The sequence below is a fragment of the Microbacterium sp. CCNWLW134 genome, from assembly GCF_037083565.1.
Classification (GTDB): domain Bacteria; phylum Actinomycetota; class Actinomycetes; order Actinomycetales; family Microbacteriaceae; genus Microbacterium.
In genome coordinates this window covers 1-20,210 of the sequence record NZ_JBAOJU010000001.1, presented here as the reverse complement: position 1 = coordinate 20,210, position 20,210 = coordinate 1, and the positions used below count along the sequence as shown (strand labels likewise).

At 71.4% G+C, this 20,210-nt stretch carries 20 protein-coding genes; 12 read left to right on the top strand and 8 right to left on the bottom strand.

What is annotated here, in order from left to right; all coding sequences use genetic code 11:
• The first annotated feature begins 24 nt into the window (after positions 1-24).
• Both V6S02_RS00100 and V6S02_RS00095 read left to right on the top strand, forming a co-directional pair.
• A complete protein-coding gene (locus tag V6S02_RS00100; RefSeq protein ID WP_141936744.1) occupies positions 25-1,362 on the top strand; it encodes an aspartate aminotransferase family protein in 1,338 nt (445 codons plus the stop codon).
• Positions 1,363-1,414: 52 nt separating this feature from the next.
• The gene (locus V6S02_RS00095) at positions 1,415-2,947 is read left to right on the top strand and encodes a CoA-acylating methylmalonate-semialdehyde dehydrogenase (RefSeq protein WP_124291751.1); all 1,533 of its coding nucleotides are present in this window, start codon (positions 1,415-1,417) and stop codon (positions 2,945-2,947) included.
• A gap of 120 nt (positions 2,948-3,067) precedes the next feature.
• On the opposite strand, the gene V6S02_RS00090 is transcribed toward V6S02_RS00095, so the two are convergent.
• Together V6S02_RS00090 and V6S02_RS00085 are read right to left on the bottom strand one after the other, a co-directional pair.
• A complete protein-coding gene (locus V6S02_RS00090) occupies positions 3,068-4,012 on the bottom strand; it encodes a diacylglycerol/lipid kinase family protein (RefSeq protein WP_336399381.1) in 945 nt (314 codons plus the stop codon).
• Positions 4,009-4,509, bottom strand: coding sequence for an Lrp/AsnC family transcriptional regulator (locus V6S02_RS00085; protein WP_336399380.1), 501 nt, complete (start codon positions 4,507-4,509; stop codon positions 4,009-4,011). Before V6S02_RS00085 ends, V6S02_RS00090 begins: the two co-directional genes overlap by 4 nt.
• An 88-nt stretch (positions 4,510-4,597) precedes the next feature.
• On the opposite strand from V6S02_RS00085, the gene V6S02_RS00080 reads away from it, so the two are divergent.
• From V6S02_RS00080 to V6S02_RS00070, 3 genes are read left to right on the top strand one after another with little or no spacing between them, the layout of a single operon-like run.
• Positions 4,598-6,004 (top strand): DUF6421 family protein, encoded by a 1,407-nt coding sequence (locus V6S02_RS00080; protein ID WP_336399379.1) that lies wholly within the window; start codon positions 4,598-4,600, stop codon positions 6,002-6,004.
• Complete coding sequence (locus V6S02_RS00075) at positions 5,997-6,671, top strand: SDR family oxidoreductase (RefSeq protein WP_336399378.1); 675 nt, start codon at positions 5,997-5,999, stop codon at positions 6,669-6,671. Before V6S02_RS00080 ends, V6S02_RS00075 begins: the two co-directional genes overlap by 8 nt.
• Positions 6,672-6,695: 24 nt before the next feature.
• Positions 6,696-7,766: a threonine aldolase family protein gene (locus V6S02_RS00070; protein WP_336399377.1), complete on the top strand. Its 1,071-nt coding sequence runs from the start codon at positions 6,696-6,698 to the stop codon at positions 7,764-7,766.
• Here the strand turns inward: V6S02_RS00070 and V6S02_RS00065 are convergent, their stop codons facing one another.
• The 5 genes from V6S02_RS00065 to V6S02_RS00045 are packed head-to-tail and all read right to left on the bottom strand — an operon-like array spanning position 7,767 to position 10,976.
• Positions 7,767-8,114, bottom strand: coding sequence for a DUF202 domain-containing protein (locus V6S02_RS00065; RefSeq protein WP_336399376.1), 348 nt, complete (start codon positions 8,112-8,114; stop codon positions 7,767-7,769).
• Complete coding sequence (locus V6S02_RS00060) at positions 8,111-8,494, bottom strand: YidH family protein (protein ID WP_124291756.1); 384 nt, start codon at positions 8,492-8,494, stop codon at positions 8,111-8,113. The genes V6S02_RS00065 and V6S02_RS00060 overlap by 4 nt, the downstream gene beginning before the upstream one ends.
• A gap of 36 nt (positions 8,495-8,530) precedes the next feature.
• Entirely contained in the window at positions 8,531-9,022 is a 492-nt protein-coding gene (locus tag V6S02_RS00055; RefSeq protein ID WP_336399375.1) for a hypothetical protein, read from the bottom strand.
• A 26-nt stretch (positions 9,023-9,048) separates the two neighbouring features.
• On the bottom strand, positions 9,049-9,873 hold the full coding sequence (locus tag V6S02_RS00050; protein ID WP_336399374.1) for an LssY C-terminal domain-containing protein: 825 nt from the start codon (positions 9,871-9,873) through the stop codon (positions 9,049-9,051).
• Between the two features lie 41 nt (positions 9,874-9,914).
• Complete coding sequence (locus tag V6S02_RS00045) at positions 9,915-10,976, bottom strand: enoyl-CoA hydratase/isomerase family protein (protein WP_336399373.1); 1,062 nt, start codon at positions 10,974-10,976, stop codon at positions 9,915-9,917.
• A gap of 93 nt (positions 10,977-11,069) precedes the next feature.
• Here V6S02_RS00045 and V6S02_RS00040 point away from each other — a divergent pair, with 93 nt between their 5' ends.
• Together V6S02_RS00040 and V6S02_RS00035 are read left to right on the top strand one after the other, a co-directional pair.
• Positions 11,070-12,278 (top strand): ABC transporter ATP-binding protein, encoded by a 1,209-nt coding sequence (locus V6S02_RS00040; protein WP_336399372.1) that lies wholly within the window; start codon positions 11,070-11,072, stop codon positions 12,276-12,278.
• Positions 12,275-13,096 carry an ABC transporter permease gene (locus V6S02_RS00035; protein WP_336399371.1) on the top strand — a complete coding sequence of 274 codons (822 nt, stop codon included), beginning with the start codon at positions 12,275-12,277 and terminating at the stop codon, positions 13,094-13,096. The genes V6S02_RS00040 and V6S02_RS00035 overlap by 4 nt, the downstream gene beginning before the upstream one ends.
• Positions 13,097-13,114: 18 nt before the next feature.
• On the opposite strand, the gene V6S02_RS00030 is transcribed toward V6S02_RS00035, so the two are convergent.
• The gene (locus V6S02_RS00030) at positions 13,115-13,600 is read right to left on the bottom strand and encodes a hypothetical protein (RefSeq protein WP_124291762.1); all 486 of its coding nucleotides are present in this window, start codon (positions 13,598-13,600) and stop codon (positions 13,115-13,117) included.
• A 105-nt stretch (positions 13,601-13,705) separates the two neighbouring features.
• On the opposite strand from V6S02_RS00030, the gene cofG reads away from it, so the two are divergent.
• From cofG to V6S02_RS00005, 5 genes are read left to right on the top strand one after another with little or no spacing between them, the layout of a single operon-like run.
• On the top strand, positions 13,706-16,105 hold the full coding sequence (cofG, locus tag V6S02_RS00025) for a 7,8-didemethyl-8-hydroxy-5-deazariboflavin synthase CofG (protein ID WP_336399370.1): 2,400 nt from the start codon (positions 13,706-13,708) through the stop codon (positions 16,103-16,105).
• Positions 16,102-17,619, top strand: a complete 1,518-nt coding sequence (locus tag V6S02_RS00020; protein WP_336399369.1) for a flavin-containing monooxygenase — start codon at positions 16,102-16,104, stop codon at positions 17,617-17,619. Before cofG ends, V6S02_RS00020 begins: the two co-directional genes overlap by 4 nt.
• On the top strand, positions 17,616-18,632 hold the full coding sequence (gene fgd / locus V6S02_RS00015) for a glucose-6-phosphate dehydrogenase (coenzyme-F420) (RefSeq protein WP_336399368.1): 1,017 nt from the start codon (positions 17,616-17,618) through the stop codon (positions 18,630-18,632). Before V6S02_RS00020 ends, fgd begins: the two co-directional genes overlap by 4 nt.
• Positions 18,625-19,242 (top strand): 2-phospho-L-lactate guanylyltransferase, encoded by a 618-nt coding sequence (cofC, locus tag V6S02_RS00010; RefSeq protein ID WP_336399367.1) that lies wholly within the window; start codon positions 18,625-18,627, stop codon positions 19,240-19,242. Before fgd ends, cofC begins: the two co-directional genes overlap by 8 nt.
• Positions 19,239-20,030, top strand: a complete 792-nt coding sequence (locus V6S02_RS00005; RefSeq protein WP_336399366.1) for a DNA/RNA non-specific endonuclease — start codon at positions 19,239-19,241, stop codon at positions 20,028-20,030. Before cofC ends, V6S02_RS00005 begins: the two co-directional genes overlap by 4 nt.
• Positions 20,031-20,210 lie beyond the last annotated feature (180 nt).

Genomic DNA, 20,210 nt, shown 5'->3' with positions numbered 1-20,210 from the left:
CGCGCTCATCGATGAGGAGACAGCATGACCACCGACATCCAGACCGATCTCGACGTCCGAGCCAAGGAGCTCGATCGCGCGCATGTCTTCCACTCGTGGTCAGCGCAGGCCGGGCTCGACCTTCCCGTCATCGCCGGCGGGTCGGGGACGACGGTCTGGGATCACGCCGGCAATCGGATGCTGGACTTCTCGAGCCAGCTCGTCAACGTCAACATCGGTCACCAGCATCCCGCGGTGGTCGCCGCCATCCAGGAGCAGGCCGGGCGCCTGGCGACCATCGGTCCCGCGACGGCCAACCTGCAGCGCGGCGAGGCCGCCGCCCGCATCGTCGCCCGCGCCCCCGAGGGGATGAACCGGGTCTTCTTCACCAACGGCGGAGCGGATGCGATCGAGAACGCCATCCGGATGGCGCGGCTCCACGCCGCCGCCAAGGGCGAGGTGGGACGTGAGAAGGTGCTGTCGACCTACCGCTCGTACCACGGCAACACGGGGGCGGCGATCGTCGCGACCGGCGACTGGCGTCGCATCCCGAACGAGTACGCCCGCGGGCACGTGCACTTCTTCGGCCCGTATCTCTACCGCTCGGAGTTCTGGGCGACGACGCCCGAAGAGGAGAGCGCACGGGCGCTCCATCACCTCGAACGCGTCATCCAGGCCGAAGGGCCGGCGAGCATCGCCGCCCTGCTGCTGGAATCGGTGCCCGGCACCGCCGGGGTGCTGCTGCCGCCGCCCGGCTACCTCGCCGGGGTGCGCGAACTCGCCGACCGCTACGGCATCCTCCTCATCCTCGATGAGGTGATGGCGGGCTTCGGACGCACCGGCCGCTGGTTCGCGTTCGACGGCTACGACGTGGTGCCCGACCTCATCACCTTCGCCAAGGGTGTCAACTCCGGCTACGTGCCGGTCGGCGGGGTGATCATCTCCGACGAGATCGCCGCCACGTTCGACGAGCGGGTCTTCCCCGGCGGACTCACCTACAGCGGACACCCGCTCGCCGCGGCATCCATCATCGCGGCCCTGGATGCGATGGAGTCGGAGGGCATCGTCGACAACGCCCGCCGCATGGGCGCCGAAGCGATCGGCCCCGGGCTCCTCGCCCTCGCCGAGAAGCACGAGGTCATCGGCGAGGTGCGCGGCGAAGGCGTGTTCTGGGCGATGGAGCTGGTCGCCGACCGCGAGACCCGCGAGCCGCTGCCGGCCTCGGGCATCGGCGCGCTGAAGAAAGACCTGATGGCGCGGGGCCTGCTGCCGTTCACCGCCGACAACCGCATCCACGTCGTGCCGCCCTGCGTGGTCACCGCCGACGAGGTCGCCGAAGCGCTGGAGATCTACGACGCCGCGCTCGCGACCGTGCGCCTCTGACGACACACTCGAACCACGTGTCCCTCACGAGGGGACCCACCGAAAGGATGAGATGACCGACACCACGACTCTGGAGCAGACGACGCCGTCCGCGACCGCGATCCTCGATCACTGGGTGGGAGGCGCCCCCTGGGCGGGAGCGGGCGACCGCACCGGCCCGGTGTACAACCCCGCGCTCGGCGCGGTGCAGAAGGAGGTGCGCTTCGCCACCGCCGACGACGTCGACCACGTGGTCCAGGTCGCCTCGGCCGCCGCGGCGGAGTGGAAGAACGCCAGCATCGCCAAACGCCAGCAGGTGATGTTCGCCTTCCGCGAGCTGGTGAATCAGCGCAAGGACGAGCTCGCCGCGATCCTCACGTCCGAGCACGGCAAGGTGATCTCCGACGCGCAGGGTGAGATCGCGCGCGGCCTGGAGGTCGTGGAGTTCGCCTGCGGACTCGGGCACCTCACCAAGGGGGCGTACTCCGAGAACGTCTCGACCGGCATCGACGTGTACACCCTGCGTCAGCCCCTCGGCGTCGTCGGGATCATCAGCCCGTTCAACTTCCCCGCGATGGTGCCGATGTGGTTCTTCGCGATCGCTCTCGCGGCAGGAAACGCCGTGGTGCTCAAGCCCAGCGAGAAGGACCCGACGGCGGCGAACTGGATGGCCGAGCGCCTCACCGAGGCGGGCCTGCCCGACGGCGTGCTCAACGTCGTCCACGGCGACAAGGTGGCCGTCGACGCGCTGCTCGAGCACCCCGAGGTGCGTGCGATCTCCTTCGTCGGGTCCACCCCGATCGCCCGTTACGTCTATGAGACCGGAACCCGCCACGGCAAGCGCGTGCAGGCTCTCGGCGGAGCGAAGAACCACATGCTGGTCCTTCCCGACGCCGACCTCGACCTCGCCGCCGATGCGGCGGTGAACGCCGGCTTCGGCTCGGCGGGCGAGCGGTGCATGGCGATCTCGGTCGTTCTCGCCGTCGACGCCGTCGCCGACGCGCTGGTGGAGAAGATCTCGGAGCGGATGGCGACGCTGCGGACCGGCGACGGCACGCGGGGCTGCGACATGGGTCCGGTGATCACCGCGGCGCACCGCGACAAGGTCTCGTCGTACGTCGACGTCGCCGCCGGAGACGGCGCGGACGTCGTGGTCGACGGGCGCGGCATCGAGGTCGACGGCGACCCCAACGGCTTCTGGGTCGGGCCGACCCTCATCGACCGGGTGCCCACCTCCTCGGCGGCGTACCGCGACGAGATCTTCGGACCGGTGCTCTCGGTCGTGCGCGTGGACGGCTACGAGGAGGGGCTCGAGCTGATCAACTCCGGCGCGTTCGGCAACGGCACCGCGATCTTCACGAATGACGGTGGCGCGGCCCGGCGGTTCCAGCACGAGGTGCAGGTGGGGATGATCGGCGTGAACGTGCCGATCCCCGTGCCGGTCGCCTACCACTCCTTCGGCGGGTGGAAGGCGTCGCTGTTCGGCGACGCCAAGGCCTACGGCCCGCACGGGTTCGACTTCTTCACGCAGGAGAAGGCCGTGACGAGCCGGTGGCTCGACCCGTCGCACGGGGGCATCAACCTGGGCTTCCCCCAGCACTCCTGACGCGAGGTCGCTCTCGACCGCGAGAGTGCATCTGCGCGCCGAGCATCCGGGTTTCACCCGCGTCCTCGGCGCCCCGTTGCACTCTCGCGGATGAGGGAGGGGAGAGGGGGTGGCGCGGGGTCAGCGCGGGCGCGGGGCGAACACCGTCAGCGCGGCGGGGATCACGGTGAAGTGCAGCGTGAACTCCTCGCCGAGCGGCTCTTCGAGCTCGCCGTCGTGCACCCAGACCTCGGGGCGACCCGGGCCCGGTCGCACGGTCATCGCGAAGCCGGTCTCCAGGAGGCGCTCGACGTCGCGCTTCTCGGGCATCACTCTCACCGCACGGAGCACGGCCGCCGTCCGCTTGCCGAAGGCGAGCGAGGCGATCGCGCGGAGGCGCGTGCCCCGGGCGTGATGGATGCGGATGTCGAGGACGGGATCCTCGAGGTTCTCGCGCTGCATCGTCGCGACACGCTTCGGATCGTTCGTGCCCACGCCGACGAAGACCGACCAGACGCGCGCGCGCCGGCCGTCGCGGATGACGTCGAGCGGCTCGGCGGTGCGCATCGTGCGCCACGCGGCGACGATGCCGCCGAGCCACTTCCCGAGCCGGCGGCGCCGGGTGTCGCGCTCCTCGATCAGCTCGGGATAGGCGCCCACCGACGCGGCGTTGAGGGCGAGCACCGGCTCCCCCTCGCCTTCGCGGACCTCCATGGCGCTCACCTCGACGGTGTCGCGCGCGAGGTACGCCTCGACCGCGGTCTCGACGTCCTCGAGGCCCGCCGACCGGGCGAAGTGGTTGAAGGTGCCTCCCGGCATCACCAGCAGAGGGACGCCGTGCTGCCGCGCCAGGCCCGCCATGCGCGAGACCGATCCGTCGCCGCCGTAGATGCCGAGCGCCGTGGGCGCATCGCCTCCCGCGAACGCCGCGTCGACGACATCCGCCAGATCTTCACCTTCGCCCAGCTCGTGCACGCGCGCCGCGGGAAGGCGCTCGGAGAACAGCTCGGCGGGGTCGGTGCGGATCACCGCTGTCCCCGACCGGCTGTTGCGGAGGATGAGCAGGCCCGAACCGGCGGTCGTCATCCGTCGACCGTACCCCGCGGCACCCGGATCGGCCGGTTCTCGTAGAAGGTCTGCAGCACGACGGTGGTGCGGGTGTTCACCTGGGCGGCGGCACGGATGTCGCGGATCAGCGTCTCGAGGTGACGCGGGCTCTCGACGCGGACGAAGAGGATGTAGCTGGCGTCGCCGGCGATGGAGTGGCACGCCTCGATCTCGGCGAGGTGCTCCAGGCGCTCGGGGGCGTCGTCGGGCTGACCGGGATCGAGCGGAGTGATCTCCACGAACGCCGAGAGGGGCTTGCCGACCGCTTCGGCGTCGACCTGCGCCCGATACCCGGTGATGACCCCGCGCGCTTCCAGGCGCCGCAGGCGGGTCTGCACAGCCGACACCGAGAGGCCGACCGCGGCGGACAGCTCCGCCAGTGTCGCGCGGGCGTTCGTGCTCACGACCGAGACGATCCCCGCGTCGATGTCGTCGTCGAGGCGGGGGCCCGGGCCGTTCGCGTCGCCTCCGGTCATGGCCCGAGCGTAGCAGTGCGCTTCCCAACGACAGGAATTCCTCCTGCCGGAATGACACGGGGCAGGAATGTTTCCTATACTGAGGCGCATGAGCACCGTCATCCCTGCGCCCGCGGCGTCGCTGTCCGCGTCCGGAGTCGAGACCTCGGCCGAGTGGCTGGCCCTGAAAGCGGCAGCCGTCGAGATCCAAGGCCTCCAGGTGAAGGACGGTTCGATCCCCGATCCGCAGGTGCACGCGCGGGCCCGCGAGCTCGTGACCACCGTCGCCGAGGCCATCGCCGCCCTCGCACCGCGCTTCCCTCACGACGAGGCCTACCTCGCCGCATCCGTCGTCGACCTTCGCCGCTGGGCCGACGGCGGCTTCGCCGAGCCCGACTTCCTCGACTCGCTCGTGGCCTTCCAGCCGCAGGAGCACCGCGTCGACGGCCTGCGCCACCTCGTCGTCTTCCCGATGTACACCCAGAACGGCTCGCCGAGCCGGCACCTCGAGGCCGTGCTCGTCGAGGTGATCTGGCCGGAGTTCATCGCTCAGCTCGAGACCGAGTACACCAACCGCCTCTTCCTGTCGCTGCGGCTGCTGGATTTCACCCCCGGTTACGACACCAACAGCGCCGTGCTCTTCCCCGAGACGGTGGCGATGCGCGAGATCCCGACCTTCACCTGGGGCGCGATCTTCCAGGACCGCGAGGCCGCCCGCTATCGCCGGGTCACCCGGGCCGCCGCCGAGATCACGAAACTCGAGCTGCCCGCCGATGCCGCGCGCATGCTCGACGACCAGCGGCTGACCGAGAAGACCTTCGTCATGTGGGACCTCATCCACGACCGCACCCACATGCGCGGCGACCTGCCGTTCGACCCGTTCATGATCAAGCAGCGCATGCCGTACTTCCTTTACTCGCTGGAAGAACTGCGGTGCGACCTCACCGCGTTCCGGGAGTGCGTCAGCCTCACCGCACGGCTGCGGGCGCGGGTCGAGGCCGGCGAGACGCTCGACGCCACCGACGCCGAGATGCTCGAGCACGCGGTGCTGGTGCAGTACGCGGTGATCTTCGACCGCATCTTCCGCTTCGCCATCACCGGCTCGCGGGTGCGCAACTACGACGGACTCGGCGGCCAGCTGCTGTTCGCGTGGCTCCACCAGCGCGGCGTGCTGCACTGGACCGACACCTCGCTCGCCTTCGACTGGGACGGCGTGCCGGCCGCGGTCGTCGCCCTCGGCGACGCGATCGACGAGCTGTACTGGCGCTCGATCGATCGGCCGAAGACGGCGCACTGGCTCGCCGCCTACGACCTGGTGCGCCAGACCCTCACCCCGCACCCCGCGTCGCGCTGGGCGCGGGGCCTACCCGACGACATCCTCGCGGGCGCGCCGAAGGGCTACACCGATGCGGTTCTGGACGACGAGTTCCCGCTGTCGATGTTCTTCGAGGCGCTGGAGAAGAAGATGCGTCCGGTGATCGAGTCGACCGCCGGCATCCGGGGCACGGATGACTGACACCGTCGCCGGCCGGGTCGTGCTGCTCGCCGGCGGCACGAGCACGGTCGGCCGGGTGGCGGCCGAGGCCCTCGTCGCCGCAGGGGCGCACGTGGTGGTGGCCGGCCGCGACCCCGACAAGCTCGCCACCCTCGCGTCCGTCGTCCCCGGCGTGTCGACCGAGACGGTCGACCTCAGCGACGAGGCGCAGGTTCGCGAACTCGCACAGAGGGTGCACGCCCTGCACGGCCGCGTCGACGGCATCCTCCATCTCGTCGGCGGGTGGCGCGGCGGCGGCGGGCTGGCCGGGCAGAGCGACCACGACTACCGCGTGCTCGAGACCTCGCTCACCGCGCTCCGCCACACCACGCGCGCGTTCTTCGACGACCTGGTGGCCTCCCCCGTCGGGAGGCTGGCGATGATCTCCTCGACGGCGGTCGCGCGGCCCCTCGCCGGCGGTGCGAACTACGCCGCGGTGAAAGCGGCGAGCGAGGCATGGAGCCGTGCTGTCGCGCAGGGCCTGGCGAAGGCGGCGAGGGATGCCGGTGAGCCGGCGTCGAGCGCCGCCGTGGTCTTCCGCGTGAAGAGCCTCGAAGGTCTCGAGGAGCGCGTCGCCGCCGCGTTCGTCTCGCTGTTCGCCGCCGAGGCGTCGTCGGTGAACGACGAGGTCGTCACGCTCGACGCCTGATCGGTGCGCCTAGGCTTGATCGACGTGACGACCATCCACGACACCGCCGTGCGCGGCTTCGCCTCGGACAACTACTCCGGCATCCACCCCGACGTGCTCGCGGCCATCGCCGCCGCCAACGAGGGCCACCAGATCTCCTACGGCGAGGATGTCTACACCGAACGTCTCCAGCAGGTGTTCACCGCCCACTTCGGTGAGGGCGTCGAGGCGTTCCCGGTGTTCAACGGCACCGGGGCCAACGTGGTGGGACTGCAGTCGATGCTGCCCCGCTGGGGCGCGGTGATCGCGGCATCCAGCGCCCACATCAACGTCGACGAGGGCGGTGCGCCCGAACGGGTCGCGGGGATCAAGCTCCTCACCGTCCCCACTGACGACGGCAAGCTCACGCCGGAACTCATCGACCGCGAGGCGTGGGGATGGGGCGACGAGCATCGGGCCCAGCCCCTCGTCGTCTCGATCACGCAGTCCACCGAGCTCGGCACCCTGTACACGCCGGAGGAGATCCGGGCGATCGCCGACCACATCCACCCGCTCGGGATGCGGCTGCACCTCGACGGCGCACGCATCGCCAACGCCGCCGCCGCGCTCGATCTGCCGGTGCGGGCCTTCACGCGCGAGGTGGGCGTCGACGTGGTGAGCTTCGGGGGCACCAAGAACGGAGCGATGCTCGGCGAGGCGATCGTCGTGCTCGACCCGGAGGCCTCGGCGGGGCTGACCTATCTGCGCAAGCTCAACATGCAGCTGGCCAGCAAGATGCGCTTCGTCTCGGCGCAGCTCGTGGCCCTCCTGGAGGGCGATCTGTGGCTGCGCAACGCCCGTCACGCCAACGCCATGGCCCAGCGCCTGCGCGGCGGAGTCGAGGCGGGCCTGGCCGACGGCTCGATCGCCGGAGTGGAGTTCACCCAGCCCACCCAGGCCAACGGTGTCTTCGCGATCCTCCCCGAGGGGGTCGCCGACCGGCTGCGACAGAAGTTCCGCTTCTACGACTGGGACGCCGCCCGCCGCGAAGTGCGGTGGATGTGCTCGTTCGACACCACCGAGGCAGACGTCGACGCCTTCGTCGCGGAGCTGTCGCGCCTGACGCGCGAGGTCTGATCAGCCGCGCGCGAGCGCGACGACGACCACGACGGCGAGACTGAGTGCCCCCGCGCCCACCGCGCACAGCGCCAGCGCGAGCAGAAGGCCGGCCCCCGGCATCCGCCCTCGATCGCCCTCGCGGCGCAGGATGCCGTTGACGGCGCGGTACCGACGCTCGGCGGAGACCCAGATCGCGCCCGAGGCGACGAGTCCCGCCACGCCCAGCAGCACCCACCAGGCGCTGCCGAAGACGACGGGGATCAACCGCATCGCCACGATCGAGCCGATGCCGAACGCCAGGGCCGTGCGTCGCCAGGCCAGCTCGGTGCGTTCGGGCTGGAGGCCGGGGTCGAACAGCGTGCTCATGCCAGCAGGATCGACAGCAGCACCAGGGCCCCGGCGACCGTGACGGCGGCGGCGATCACGGGCCCGAGAAGCGAGGAAGGCAGCGGCTCGGCCTCGCGGAGCGCCCTCTCGGTGCGGATCCAGCTCAGCCAGGCGAGGCCGGGGACGGCAACCCCGACGATGACCAGCACCAGGCTCGCCCCCAGTCGAAGACCCGGGTGGAGCTGAAGTCCCAGGAGTTCGAGGGCGACCCCGCCGGCGATGAGGGCGAGCGCGGTGCGGATCCACGCGAGGAAGGTGCGCTCGTTGGCGAGGGTGAAGCGTGCGTCGGGCTCGGCGCCGTGACGGAACACGGCGGCCGGGAAGCGGCGGCGGCCACGGGGATCACGCGGGGTCGACACGGTCCCACCCTAGGTCCGCCGCCGTCGACGCGGTGTTCAGCGGGCCTCCTTGCGGCGCGCGTAGGCCGCGGCGCTCCGGCTCGACAGCGCGAGCAGGATGAGGATGTCGATGCCGAGGGAGACGTAGGTGGTGGTGATCTCGATCTCCTGGCCCTCCGACCACCACCGCGCGAACGCGACGGAGATGGTGAGGGCGGCCAAGACCATGATCAGCACCCGGGCCCAGTTCGCACCGAGGAAGACCAGGAGCGCGAGCGTCGCCTCGAGCGCGAGGAACACTCCGCCGAACGCGGCGAAGAGAAGGAAGGTGCTCTGCTCCACGCGCCGCGGCACGTCGTCGCCGCCGATGATCGCCGCGACTTCTCCGACCCACTCCGGCCACACCCCCGACGAGGCGATGATCCATGCCGCGCCGGCGAGGACGCCGAGGACGATCAGCAGGGTGCCCGCGACGATCGTGGGCGGCCGCTTCATGTTCGGGTCGTGACCGGGAGCCTGGAGCAGGCGCTCGGCCGGTTCGAAGGCCATTCGCTTCTTGGGATGCCCCTCGTGCCTCACGCGCTCACCTCACCTCTGGCCGGCGCCGAGGGAACCGGCACGTTGCGGACGTCGACGACCGGGAGGTTGCCGTCGGTGCGGATGCTGTCGCCGCCGCCGTTTCGCGAGTGGTAGCCGGTGGAGAAGTCGGCGATGACGCTCACCGTGACCTGCGGCGCCCCCTCGCGCAGCGACCGGACGATGTGGTCGCGCTCGATGTCGGTGTCGGCGTCGATGCGGTGGGTGATCTGCAGCGTGAACAGCGACAGCCCGACCGCGGTGTCGAAGGTTCCGGCGGCGAGCCAGTCGACGCGGTAGCCACCGGGAAGCAGCCAGTCGTCGGGGCAGCGCCAGAAGCGCACGTGGTGGCGCTTGGCGGGATTGCCGTCGACCTCCTGCTGGAAGGCGAAGTCCTGCTGACGCCCGAAGAGGAACAGGGGGCTGACCGGCGCCTCCCCGTAGCTGCGGCGGGTCAGGGTCGAGGTGACGATGCGCCACGAGGAGGCGAGGGTGACGGGGTCGGCCTCGGTCCAGCGCGCCGCGCGCAGGGCGGCCTTGATCTGCTCGGCCTCGCCGACGAAGGCGAGGTTGACCGGGTCGCCCAACAGGCCGTCGCTCGTGCGGGTGCGGCCGATGAAGTAGTCGGGCACGTAGATCGTGGTGAGGATGCGGTGAAGGCGCGGCAGCACGAGGTAGGCGAGCAGCACCCAGAACGCGATCGCCACGAGGATGCCCCACCAGCCGACGCGGAACGACTCGGTGAGGCTGAGGTAGGCGAGCCAGATGGCGGCGAGACCGGCGAAGACGAAGAAGAACCAGTCGACCGCGACGCCCCGTGACACGCGGCGTCGCCGCGCACGCTCCGACCTCGGCGCCATCTCGATCAGCCCCAGAGCGGCCGCGACGGCTCGAAGGCGAAGGCGTCGGCAACGGTGTCGGGCGAGACATCCTCCAGACGCGAGGGCGTCCACCGCGGCGAGCGGTCTTTGTCGACGAGCTGCGCGCGGATGCCCTCGACGAGGTCGGGCTGGGTCGCGGCGAACCACAGCACCAGGCCGTACTCCTGCGCGAGCGCAGCCCGGAGGTCGGGAAGCGCTCGGGCGCGACGCACCGCCTCGAGCGTCACCGCGAGCGCAGTGGGCGAGAGCCCGCCGAGCGTATCGGCGGTCGCCGCCGCCTCGGGCTCGGGTCGGGCGCGAAGACGCTCGACGATCTCGACCACGGTGTCTGCGGCGAAGGCGTCATCGATCCATGGGCGCGCGGCAGCGAGCGACGGAGCCCCCGCGGTGTCGTCGAACAGCAGCACGATCTCGGTGGGGCTGGCCGGGTCGGCGCGGTTCTGGAGGGCCTCCCGAAGGGGCTCGAGGTTGTCGACGACCACGAGGTGATCGGCGAAGCCGGCGTAGAGGGCGTCGGCGGCGTCCATCGGGCGGCCGGTGAGCGCGAGGTATTCGCCCACGCGACCCGGCGCGCGGGCGAGAAGCCAGGAACCTCCGACATCCGGGGTGAACCCGATCCGGGTCTCGGGCATCGCCAGCTGTGAGCGCTCGGTGACCACGCGCACGGCAGCGTGCCCCGCGAGTCCGATACCGCCGCCCATCGTGGCGCCGTCGGCGAGAACGACGATCGGCTTGGGGTAGTCCGCGATCCGGGCGTTCAGCGCGTACTCGGCGCGGAAGAAGACGCCCGCGGCATCCGGATCGCCGCCGAGGATCTGCTCGCGCAGGCCCCGCACATCTCCCCCGGCGCAGAATCCCCGCTCGCCGGCGCCGTCGAGCACGACGAGATCCACCCCGGGATGACGCTCCCAGGCGTCCAACGCCGCGTGCAGGTCGTGGATCATGCCGAGGTCGAGCGCGTTGATGGCGCGCGGGCGGTCGAGTGTGAGGTGTCCGAGGCCGTCGGCGATGCGGGTGAGCACGTGAGAACGGTCGGTGTCGGTCACACTGCCACGTTACCGGCCGCCGGCCTTTTCGCTCGGGAAGGGGTGATCGGCCAAGATGGGGAGAACGGCTTTCCACGACGAGGGGACTTCGGCATGCCCGATGGACACGTGCTGGACTTCTCCGGGGTGACCAAGAGGTTCAGTGCCGTCGCGGCGGTCGACGGGTTCACCGCGCGGGTCGAGCCCGGAGTCGTCACCGGGTTCCTCGGCCCGAACGGGGCAGGCAAGACCACGACGCTGCGGATGCTGCTGGGCCTCGTCCGCCCCGACGCCGGCGCCGCGCTGATCGGCGGCGAGCGCTACGCGCAGCTGCGTCACCCGCTGCAGACCGTCGGCGCCGTGCTCGAAGCCTCCAGCTATCACCCGGGGCGCAGCGCCGCGAACCATCTGAAGGTATACGCCCAGGCGGCCTCGCTGCCCGAGTCGCGGGTGGACGAGGTGCTGGGCCTGGTGGGACTGGCGGATGTCGCGGGCCGGCGCATCGGCGGATTCTCCCTCGGCATGCGTCAGCGCCTGGGGCTCGCCTACGCTCTGCTCGGCGACCCGGGGGTGCTGGTCCTCGACGAACCGTCCAACGGCCTCGACCCCGAGGGCATCAAGTGGATGCGCGGGTTCCTCCGCCAGCTCGCGGCCGAGGGACGGACCGTGTTCGTCTCGTCGCACCTGCTCGCCGAGGTGGCCCAGACCGTCGACGCGCTGCTGATCATCTCCCGCGGACGCCTGGTCTTCCAGGGCGAGATCGCCGACCTCGCCGACCCGGCAGAGTTCGCCACCGTCGTCGACGCCCCCGATCGCGCGGCCCTCGTCGCCGCGATGGCGGCTGCCGGCATCGCGGGTGAGGTGCTGCGCACCGGCCTCACCGTCCGGGGGCACTCCACCGAGGAGATCGGCCGGGTCGCCGCCGAGGCGGGGGTCGCGCTGTCGTCGCTGCAGCGCAAGGGTCCGGCGTTCGAGGAGGTCTTCCTCGAGCTCGTCAACGGTGTGCGGACCCATCCGAGCGCCTCGGGGCTCCCCGCACCCCGACCCGCGCCTGAGCCGGCGGCCCAACCTGAGCCGGCACCCGAGCCAGAGTCGGCAGTTCCGCAGCCCGAGCCGGACGCACAGCCGCAACCCGGCAGCGCCATCGCGTCCGTCACCGCGCCCGACGACGCACCCGCCCCCGCGCCCGACGAAACGCCGGCTCCCGCACCCGCCGCCGACCGCTCGTTCTCGGTCGCGAGCACCGGGGTGATCGATGTGATCGGCCCCGAGGACGACGGCCCGGGCGGCGACCCGACGACCGAGACGGGAGAAGCGCGATGAGCCTGATCGCCGCCAGCCGCTCCGAGAGCACGAAACTGTTCACCACGTCGATCTGGTGGGTGCTCGCGATCGCGCTCGTCGGGTACATCGGGTTCAACGCCGCCGCACTCGCGTTCGTCTTCTCGGCCGCATCGACCGGTTCGCTCGGCGGCGAGGGAGCCCCGGCGGTGCCGCCCGAGGGGATTCCGGCGCTGCTGTACAGCACCGCCACGGCGGTCGGCTACGTCTTCCCGCTTCTCATCGGCACGCTCATGGTGACGAGCGAGTTCCGCCACAAGACGCTCACCTCGACGTTCCTCGCCACTCCGCGTCGCGGACTCGTGCTCGGGGCGAAGCTCGTCGTGGGCCTGGTCGTCGGTCTTCTCTTCGGCGTGCTGGGCGTGATCGCCGCAGTGGGGCCGTCGGCGGCGTTCCTCGCCGGCTACGGCCTGGACACCGACCTCACCTCGGGCGACACCTGGGCGCTTCTGGGCCGCATGCTCATCGCCTTCGTCCTGTGGGTGTGGATCGGCATCGGGGTAGGCGCCCTGATCCGCAACCAGGTCGGCGCGATCGTCGGCGTCCTGGTCTTCACGCTGTTCCTCGAGCCGATCGCCCGCCTGGCGGCATCCTTCGTCGAGGGTCTGGGAGACGTGCTCGGTTTCCTCCCCGGCGCCGCCAGCGACGCCCTCGTCGGAGAGAGCATCCTGACCGCGGCCACGGGTGCCGGTGGGTCGGAACCTCTCGCGTGGTGGGCGGGCGGCCTCGTGCTCGTCGCGTACGCGGCCGTCCTCGTCGTGCTCGGCCACGTGGTCAGCTGGCGCCGCGACGTCACCTGAGTCGCGGACCCGACGCCGTCAGCGCGCGGAAGCCGGTGACGGAGCAGGGGCCGGTGACGGCGACGGACGACGGCGCGGCTTCTGCTTGGGCGCGACGGTCTCGATCGGCCCCGTGGCGGCGATGATGTCGACCACGTCGGTGGGGGTCGCATCGGTGTCGAGGCGCAGCGCCTGCGCGAGCGCGACGCCGTGGCGGGTGGTGAGGATCACCCGTGCGTACTCGGGGTGCCCGTCGAGGTCGATGACGACGCCCGGGCGGCGGCGCCGTACGATGACGAAGTCGGCGCCGTCCGCGATCTTGAAGGTCCCCATCGCGACCATGCCGGGCACGAACGTGCCGGGGCTCGCGGCGCCGCGGAGCCAGGTCCACGGGTCGTCGGTCAACTGCACCTTGGTGATCGCCGACCGCTCGATGAGCACATTCCCCTTGTGGAATGACAGCGCGCGCTCGGTGACCGACAGCGCGACTTCGAGCCGCGTCGAGTCGAGCAGCAGGGTCACCATGCGACTAGTCTGCCAGCGCCCGGCGGGCGCTCGAGAACGCTTTTGCTCACAGAGCGGCAACGATCCTCGCGCCCCGCTGTCGGGCGACGGTGCCAGACTGGGAGCGTGACCCTGCTCGATCCGGTCCGCGCCTCCCGACTCTCCGCCCGCGACGTCCTCGCGCGAGCGGAGTCCGGCGCGCGGCTGGAGGTCGACGAGGCCGAGATCCTGCTGCAGGCCGAGGGCGCCGATTTCGAGCGGATGCTGGAACTCGCCGCATCCGTCCGCACGGCGGGTCTCGACGCCGCCGGACGCGGTCGCATCCTGACGTACTCGCGGAAGGTGTTCGTTCCGCTGACGACGCTCTGCCGCGATCGATGCCACTACTGCGTGTTCGTGGACACCCCGTCCCAGCTGAAGAAGAAGCACAAGCCGGCCTTCATGTCGCCCGAACAGGTGCTCGCCGTCGTGCGGCAGGGCCAGGCGATGGGGTGCAAGGAGGCGCTCCTCACCCTCGGCGACCGCCCCGAAGACCGCTGGCCCGAGGCACGGGAGTGGCTCGACGACCACGGATTCGCCTCCACCCTCGACTACGTCGGCCACATCGCGCGGCTCATCACCGCCGAGACCGGCATGCTCGCCCATCTGAACCCCGGCGTCATGTCGCTGGCCGAGCTCGAGACGCTCCGCCCCACGGCCCCGTCGATGGGGATGATGCTGGAGACGACCTCGCGACGACTGTTCGCCGAGCCCGGCCAGGTGCACTTCGGTTCGCCCGACAAGGATCCGGCGGTCCGCCTGGCGGTGATCCAGGACGCCGGGCGCGCGCGCGTGCCGTTCACGACCGGAATCCTCGTGGGGATCGGCGAGACGATCCGCGACCGGGCCGAATCGCTGGTGGCGATCCGCGCGGCAGACGAGGCCCACCGGGTCGACGGCATCGGCCACGTGCAGGAGGTGATCGTCCAGAACTTCCGCGCGAAGCCGCGCACCGCGATGCAGGGCGCCCCCGATGCCACGATGCGCGAGTACGTCGCCGCGGTCGCCACGGCGCGCCTGGTGCTCGGACCGCACGCGCGAGTGCAGGTGCCCCCGAACCTCTCCGACGCGCGTGAGCTCGAACTTCTCGTCCGCGCCGGCGCGGACGACTGGGGCGGGGTGTCGCCGCTGACCGCCGACCACGTCAACCCCGAGCGGCCGTGGCCCCAGCTCGACGAGCTCGCCGAGCGCACCGCCGAGCTCGGCTTCACCCTCACCGAGCGCCTCACCGCGCAGCCCGACTACGTCACCGACGCGGCGGCGTGGATCGATCCCGGTCTCCACGAGGCGGTCGCCCGCCTCGCCGACCCCGCGACGGGCCTGGCGAAGCCCGACACGTCGCCCGTCGCGGCATCCGATCGCCCACGCCGCTCCGAACTGCGCCTCTCGGTCGTGAACGTCACCGCCGGCGTCGACCCCCTGCTCGAGCGGGCCGCGACCGACCCGCTCACCGTCGACGACGCCGAGTGGGAGCGCCTGCTGACGGCGACGGGATCCGACCTCGACCAGCTGACGGCGACCGCCGACGACGTGCGCCGGTACACCGTGGGCGAGGCGGTGAGCCTCGTGGTCAACCGCAACCTCACGTCGACGGGGTTCCGCGCGGCGGGCCCCATCGACGCCGACACCTTCGACCTCGGCGACGTCGCCGCGATCGCCGCGGACGCGGTCGCGCTCGGCGCCACCGAGCTGTGCATCCAGGGGCGGCTGACCGAGGGGGAGGACCCGGAGGCGTACCTTGAGATCGTGCGGACCGCCCGGGCGGCGGCCCCGACGCTGCACCTTCACGCCTACCGTCCGCAGGACGTCTGGGACCTCGCCGACCGCGGCGGCCTGGGGCTCACCGGCGCGCTCGCGGCGCTCCGGGAGGCGGGCGTCGACACGGTGCCGGGGACGGGCGTGAAGGTGCTGAGCGAGCGTGTCCGGGCCGCCGTCGCGCCCGGTGACCTCGAGATCGACCGGTGGGAGGAGGGCATCACCGCCGCCCATCGCGCCGGTTTCCGGTCCACCTCCGTTCTCTTCTACGGCCACATCGAGACCGCGGCCGAGCGGATCGCGCACCTCCGGCGTCTTCGCGCACTTCAGACGGCCGGCGGTGGCGGGTTCACCGAGTTCGTCCCGATCCCCCTCCCCGGCCCTGCCGGCGGGGTGCCGCTGGTCGCCGGGCGTGCCGCGATCGACGAGCACCGGGCGATGGTCGCGGTGTCGCGACTGCTGCTGTCGGGGAGCATCCCGCACATCCAGATCCCCTGGACCCGGGTCGGCCGCGCCGATGCCGCGGTGCTCCTCGGCGCCGGCGGCGACGACCTCGGCGGAACGCTCCTGGACGGGCGGGTGAAGCCCGAGGCCGGGATCGAGTACGGCCAGCAACTGCCGACGGCGGATGCCGCGGCGATCGCCGCACGCCTGTTCCGCCCGTTCCGGCTGCGCACGACCGACTACCGCACGGTGTCGCATCCCTCCTCCGGCATCGGGGCGGCCGAGTGAATCACGCTCCCCCTCCACCTCTCCCGCTGCCGCGGACCGCCGAGGTCGTGATCGTCGGCGCCGGCTTCGCCGGTATCGGCATGGCCATGGCCCTTCGCCGCGCCGGGCATGACGATCTCGTCATCCTCGAGCGGGCCGACGCCGTCGGGGGGACCTGGCGCGACAACACCTATCCCGGCGTCGCATGCGACGTGCCCAGTCATCTGTACGGGTTCGCCGCACACCCGAACCCCGACTGGTCGGGCGTCTTCGCGCGCGGAGACGAGATCCGCCGCTACCTCGACGACGTCACCGATCGCGAGGGCCTGCGCAGCCTGATGCGCTTTCGCACCCCGATGCTCGGCGCCGAGTGGGACGACGTCGCCGCGCGGTGGCGCGTGCGCACACCTTCGGGCGAGATCACCGCCGAGGCGCTCGTCCTCGCATGCGGCCGTCTGACCGAGCCGCTCATCCCCGAGATACCGGGACTCGAGACCTTCCCCGGCCCCCTGTTCCACTCCGCGCGGTGGGACCATGCCACCGACCTCACCGGCCTCCGCGTCGCGGTCGTCGGCACCGGCGCGAGCGCGGTCCAGCTCGTTCCCGAGCTCGCCCGCACCGCGTCGCACGTCACGCTCTTCCAGCGGACGCCGGCGTGGATCGTGCCACGCGAGGCACGCGAGTACACCGACGCCGAGCGCGCCCGCTTCGCCGCGCACCCCGATGAGCTCGCACGTCTCCGCGACGACCTGTACCGCGAAGGCGAGGAGCGCTTCGCTTCGCGGTCGGGCGATGCCGCGGCATCCGAATCGGCCCGGGCGATCGCGCTGGCGCACCTGGGCCGGCAGGTCGCCGATCCCGCGCTCCGCCGCGCCCTCACCCCCGCCTACGCCTTCGGCTGCAAACGCGTGCTGCTCTCGGACGACTTCTATCCCGCCGTCGCCTCCGACAAGGTCACGCTCGAGCCCTCTGCGCTCGCGGCGGCCGACGGCACGACCCTCCTCGCCGCGAGCGGACGGCGGGTCGACGTCGACGCCGTCGTGCTCGCCACCGGGTTCGCCTCGGCCCGCCAGCCGTACGCCGAACTCGTCCGCGGCGAGGCGGGCACCACCCTCGCCGAGCACTGGTCCGAAGGCATGAGCGCCTTCGCCTCGACCGTGGTGAGCGGCTTTCCCAACCTCTTCGTGCTGAACGGCCCCAACGCGTCACTCGGTCACAACTCCGCGGTGCTGATGATCGAGGAGCAGGCGGCCTACGCCGTCTCTGCGCTCGAGCGCCGCGGTCTCACGGCCGACGGTGTGCTGCGAGTGGATCCAGCCGCCGAGCACGCGTACATCAGGGAGATCGCCGCCGCGGCGGCATCCACCCCCTGGCTCTCGGGCGGCTGTCGCAACTGGTACGTGGACGACCGGTCGGGGCGGCTGACGCTGCTCTGGCCGGGGACCGTCGACGCCTTCCGGCGGCGGTTGTCGCAGACCGATGGAACGGAATTCACCGGGACCCCGGTGGGAGCACGAGGAAAGGAATCCACATGACGGTACCGCTGAGGTTCGGATACAAGGCGTCGGCGGAGCAGTTCGGTCCGGCAGAGCTGACCGACTTCGCCGTACTCGCCGAGGAGATGGGGTTCGACTCGGTGTTCTTGTCCGACCACTTCCAGCCGTGGATGCACGAAGGCGGGCACGCCCCGGCGGCCATTCCGGTTCTCGGCGCGATCGGCGCCCGCACGTCGACCATCATCATGGGCACCTCGGTGCTGACCCCCACCTTCCGCTACCACCCGGCGGTGATTGCGCAGGCTTTCGCGACCCTCGGGGTGATGTTCCCGGGCCGCGTGATCCTCGGCGTCGGAACCGGCGAGGCTCTCAACGAGGTGACTCTGGGCCTCGAGTGGCCCGACCCGCCCGAGCGGTTCCAGCGCCTGAAGGAATCGATCCAGCTCATCGACAAGCTCTGGGACGCCGAGCGGGTGACCTTCGAGGGCACGTATTACTCGCTCGACGGCGCGACGGTCTACGACCGGCCCGATCAGAAGGTGCCGATCTACATCGGCGCGTCGGGCCCGGCCGCGACGCGGCTCGCGGGCCGGATCGCCGACGGCTACATCACCACGAGCGGGAAGGACCCCTCGCTGTACACCGACACCCTGCTGCCGGCGCTGCACGAGGGGCTGGCGAAGGCGGGGCGCCCGGGCGACGCGATCGACACCCTCATGGAGGTGAAGGTCTCGTACCACCCCGACCACGCCACGGCGCTGGAGAAGACGCGCTTCTGGGCGCCGCTCGCCCTCTCGCCCGAGGAGAAGCGCGACATCCACGACCCGATCGAGATGCAGCGCCGAGCCGCCGAGCTGCCGATCGAGCGTGCCGCGTCGCGGTTCATCGTCTCGACCGACCCCGAGGAGCACGTCGAGCGGATCGCCCGCTACGTCGACCTCGGGTTCCGCCACCTCGTCTTCCACGACCCCGGTCACGACCAGGCCGCGTTCCTCCGGACGTACGGCGAGGAGATCCTGCCCCGACTGCGGGCACGCTTCGCCGATGCCTGAAGCCTCCGCGTGGGTGGTCGTCGTCCCGGTGAAGGCGACCACCCGGGGGAAGTCGCGGCTCGCCGTCGACGGGTTCGATCGTGTCGCGCTCGCGCGGGCGATCGCTCTGGACACCGTCGCGGCCGCCGCATCCTGTCCCCTCGTCTCGCAGGTGATCGTCGTGACCGACGAGGCGACGCTGCCGCTCCACGCGGCCGATATCCCCGGTCTGCGGTTCGTGCCCGAAGGAGAGGCGCGGGGACTGAACGCCGCGATCGCCGTCGGCATGGAAGCGGCGGGAGAGCGGATGCCGCGGGCCGCCCTCCTCGGTGACGTGCCGGCGCTGCGGGGCGAGGATCTCGCGGTCGCGCTCCGCGGAGCGGCGGGCGTCGAACGCGGCGTCGTCGCCGACGCCGAGGGCACCGGGTCGACGCTCGTGACGGCGCGGGCAGGCGTGCCGTGGAGATCGGCGTTCGGTGAGGGGTCGTTCGCCGCGCATCGCGCGATGGGATGCGTGCCGCTGGAGGTGCCGAGCGGGTCGACGCTCCGACGCGATGTCGACACGGCGGACCAGCTGCGCGACGCGGCCGCGATCGGGCTCGGGCCGCGGACGGCGGCGATGCTCGGGTGAGCGGCTACGACGCGGGGTTCCTGGGCGTCGGGGTTCCGCTGCCCGAGTCTTCGCGGGGCGGGCGACTGCTCGACTATCCGCGGTTCAGCGTGCTGCTCGATGCGGAGCGGCGGCTCGCCTCGGTCACCGGCGTGAACATCGACGGGGCGAGATTGCTCGATCTGCCGAGGACCGGGGACTGGCGGTTCGACCCGCGGGTGCCCGCGGCGGAGCAGACCGGCCCCGAGGTCTACGCCCGCAACGACCTCGACCGAGGACACCTGGTGCGGCGGCGCGATCCGGGCTGGGGGACGCCCGCTGAGGCACGGGATGCCACGGAGGCGACGTTCTTCTACACGAACGCCGCGCCACAGGCGGCCGACTTCAATCAGTCCAGGGAGCTGTGGCTGGGCCTGGAAGATCATGTGCTGGCCTTCGCCGAGGCATCCGATCAGCGGATCAGCGTGTTCACGGCGCCCATCTTCGGCGACGCGGATCCCCCGTATCGGGGTACCCGCGTGCCCCTGCGGTTCTACAAGATCGCCGCGTGGCTCGGTCGTGCCGGGCTCGAGGCGGCGGGATTCGTGCTGGACCAGTCGGAGCTGGTCGACACCCGCGAGGGTGTGGTCGCCGTGGATCGTCTGGGAGCGTTCCGGACGTTCCAGGTGCCGATCAGCGATGTCGCCGCGGCGACGGGTCTGGAGTTCGGTCCGTTGATCGGAGCGGATGTGCTCGGAACGGCGGGTGCGCGGGCGGAAGGGTGGCGCGAGCTCACCGGGGTCTCGGATATCCGTTGGAGGCGGGGGTAGTCGGCGAGATCTTCGTTCTTATATTCTACCCTTCTCGTACACGAGAGATTCCAATGTCGTAACCCTCTGCGATGATTCTGATAGGTCATCGAGACGGGGATTGCAGTGGACGCGGACGAGAAGCGGCGGCGGGCGGAGGAGAGGCGCGCCGGGGTGTTCGCGGATGAGCTGGCGAAGCTG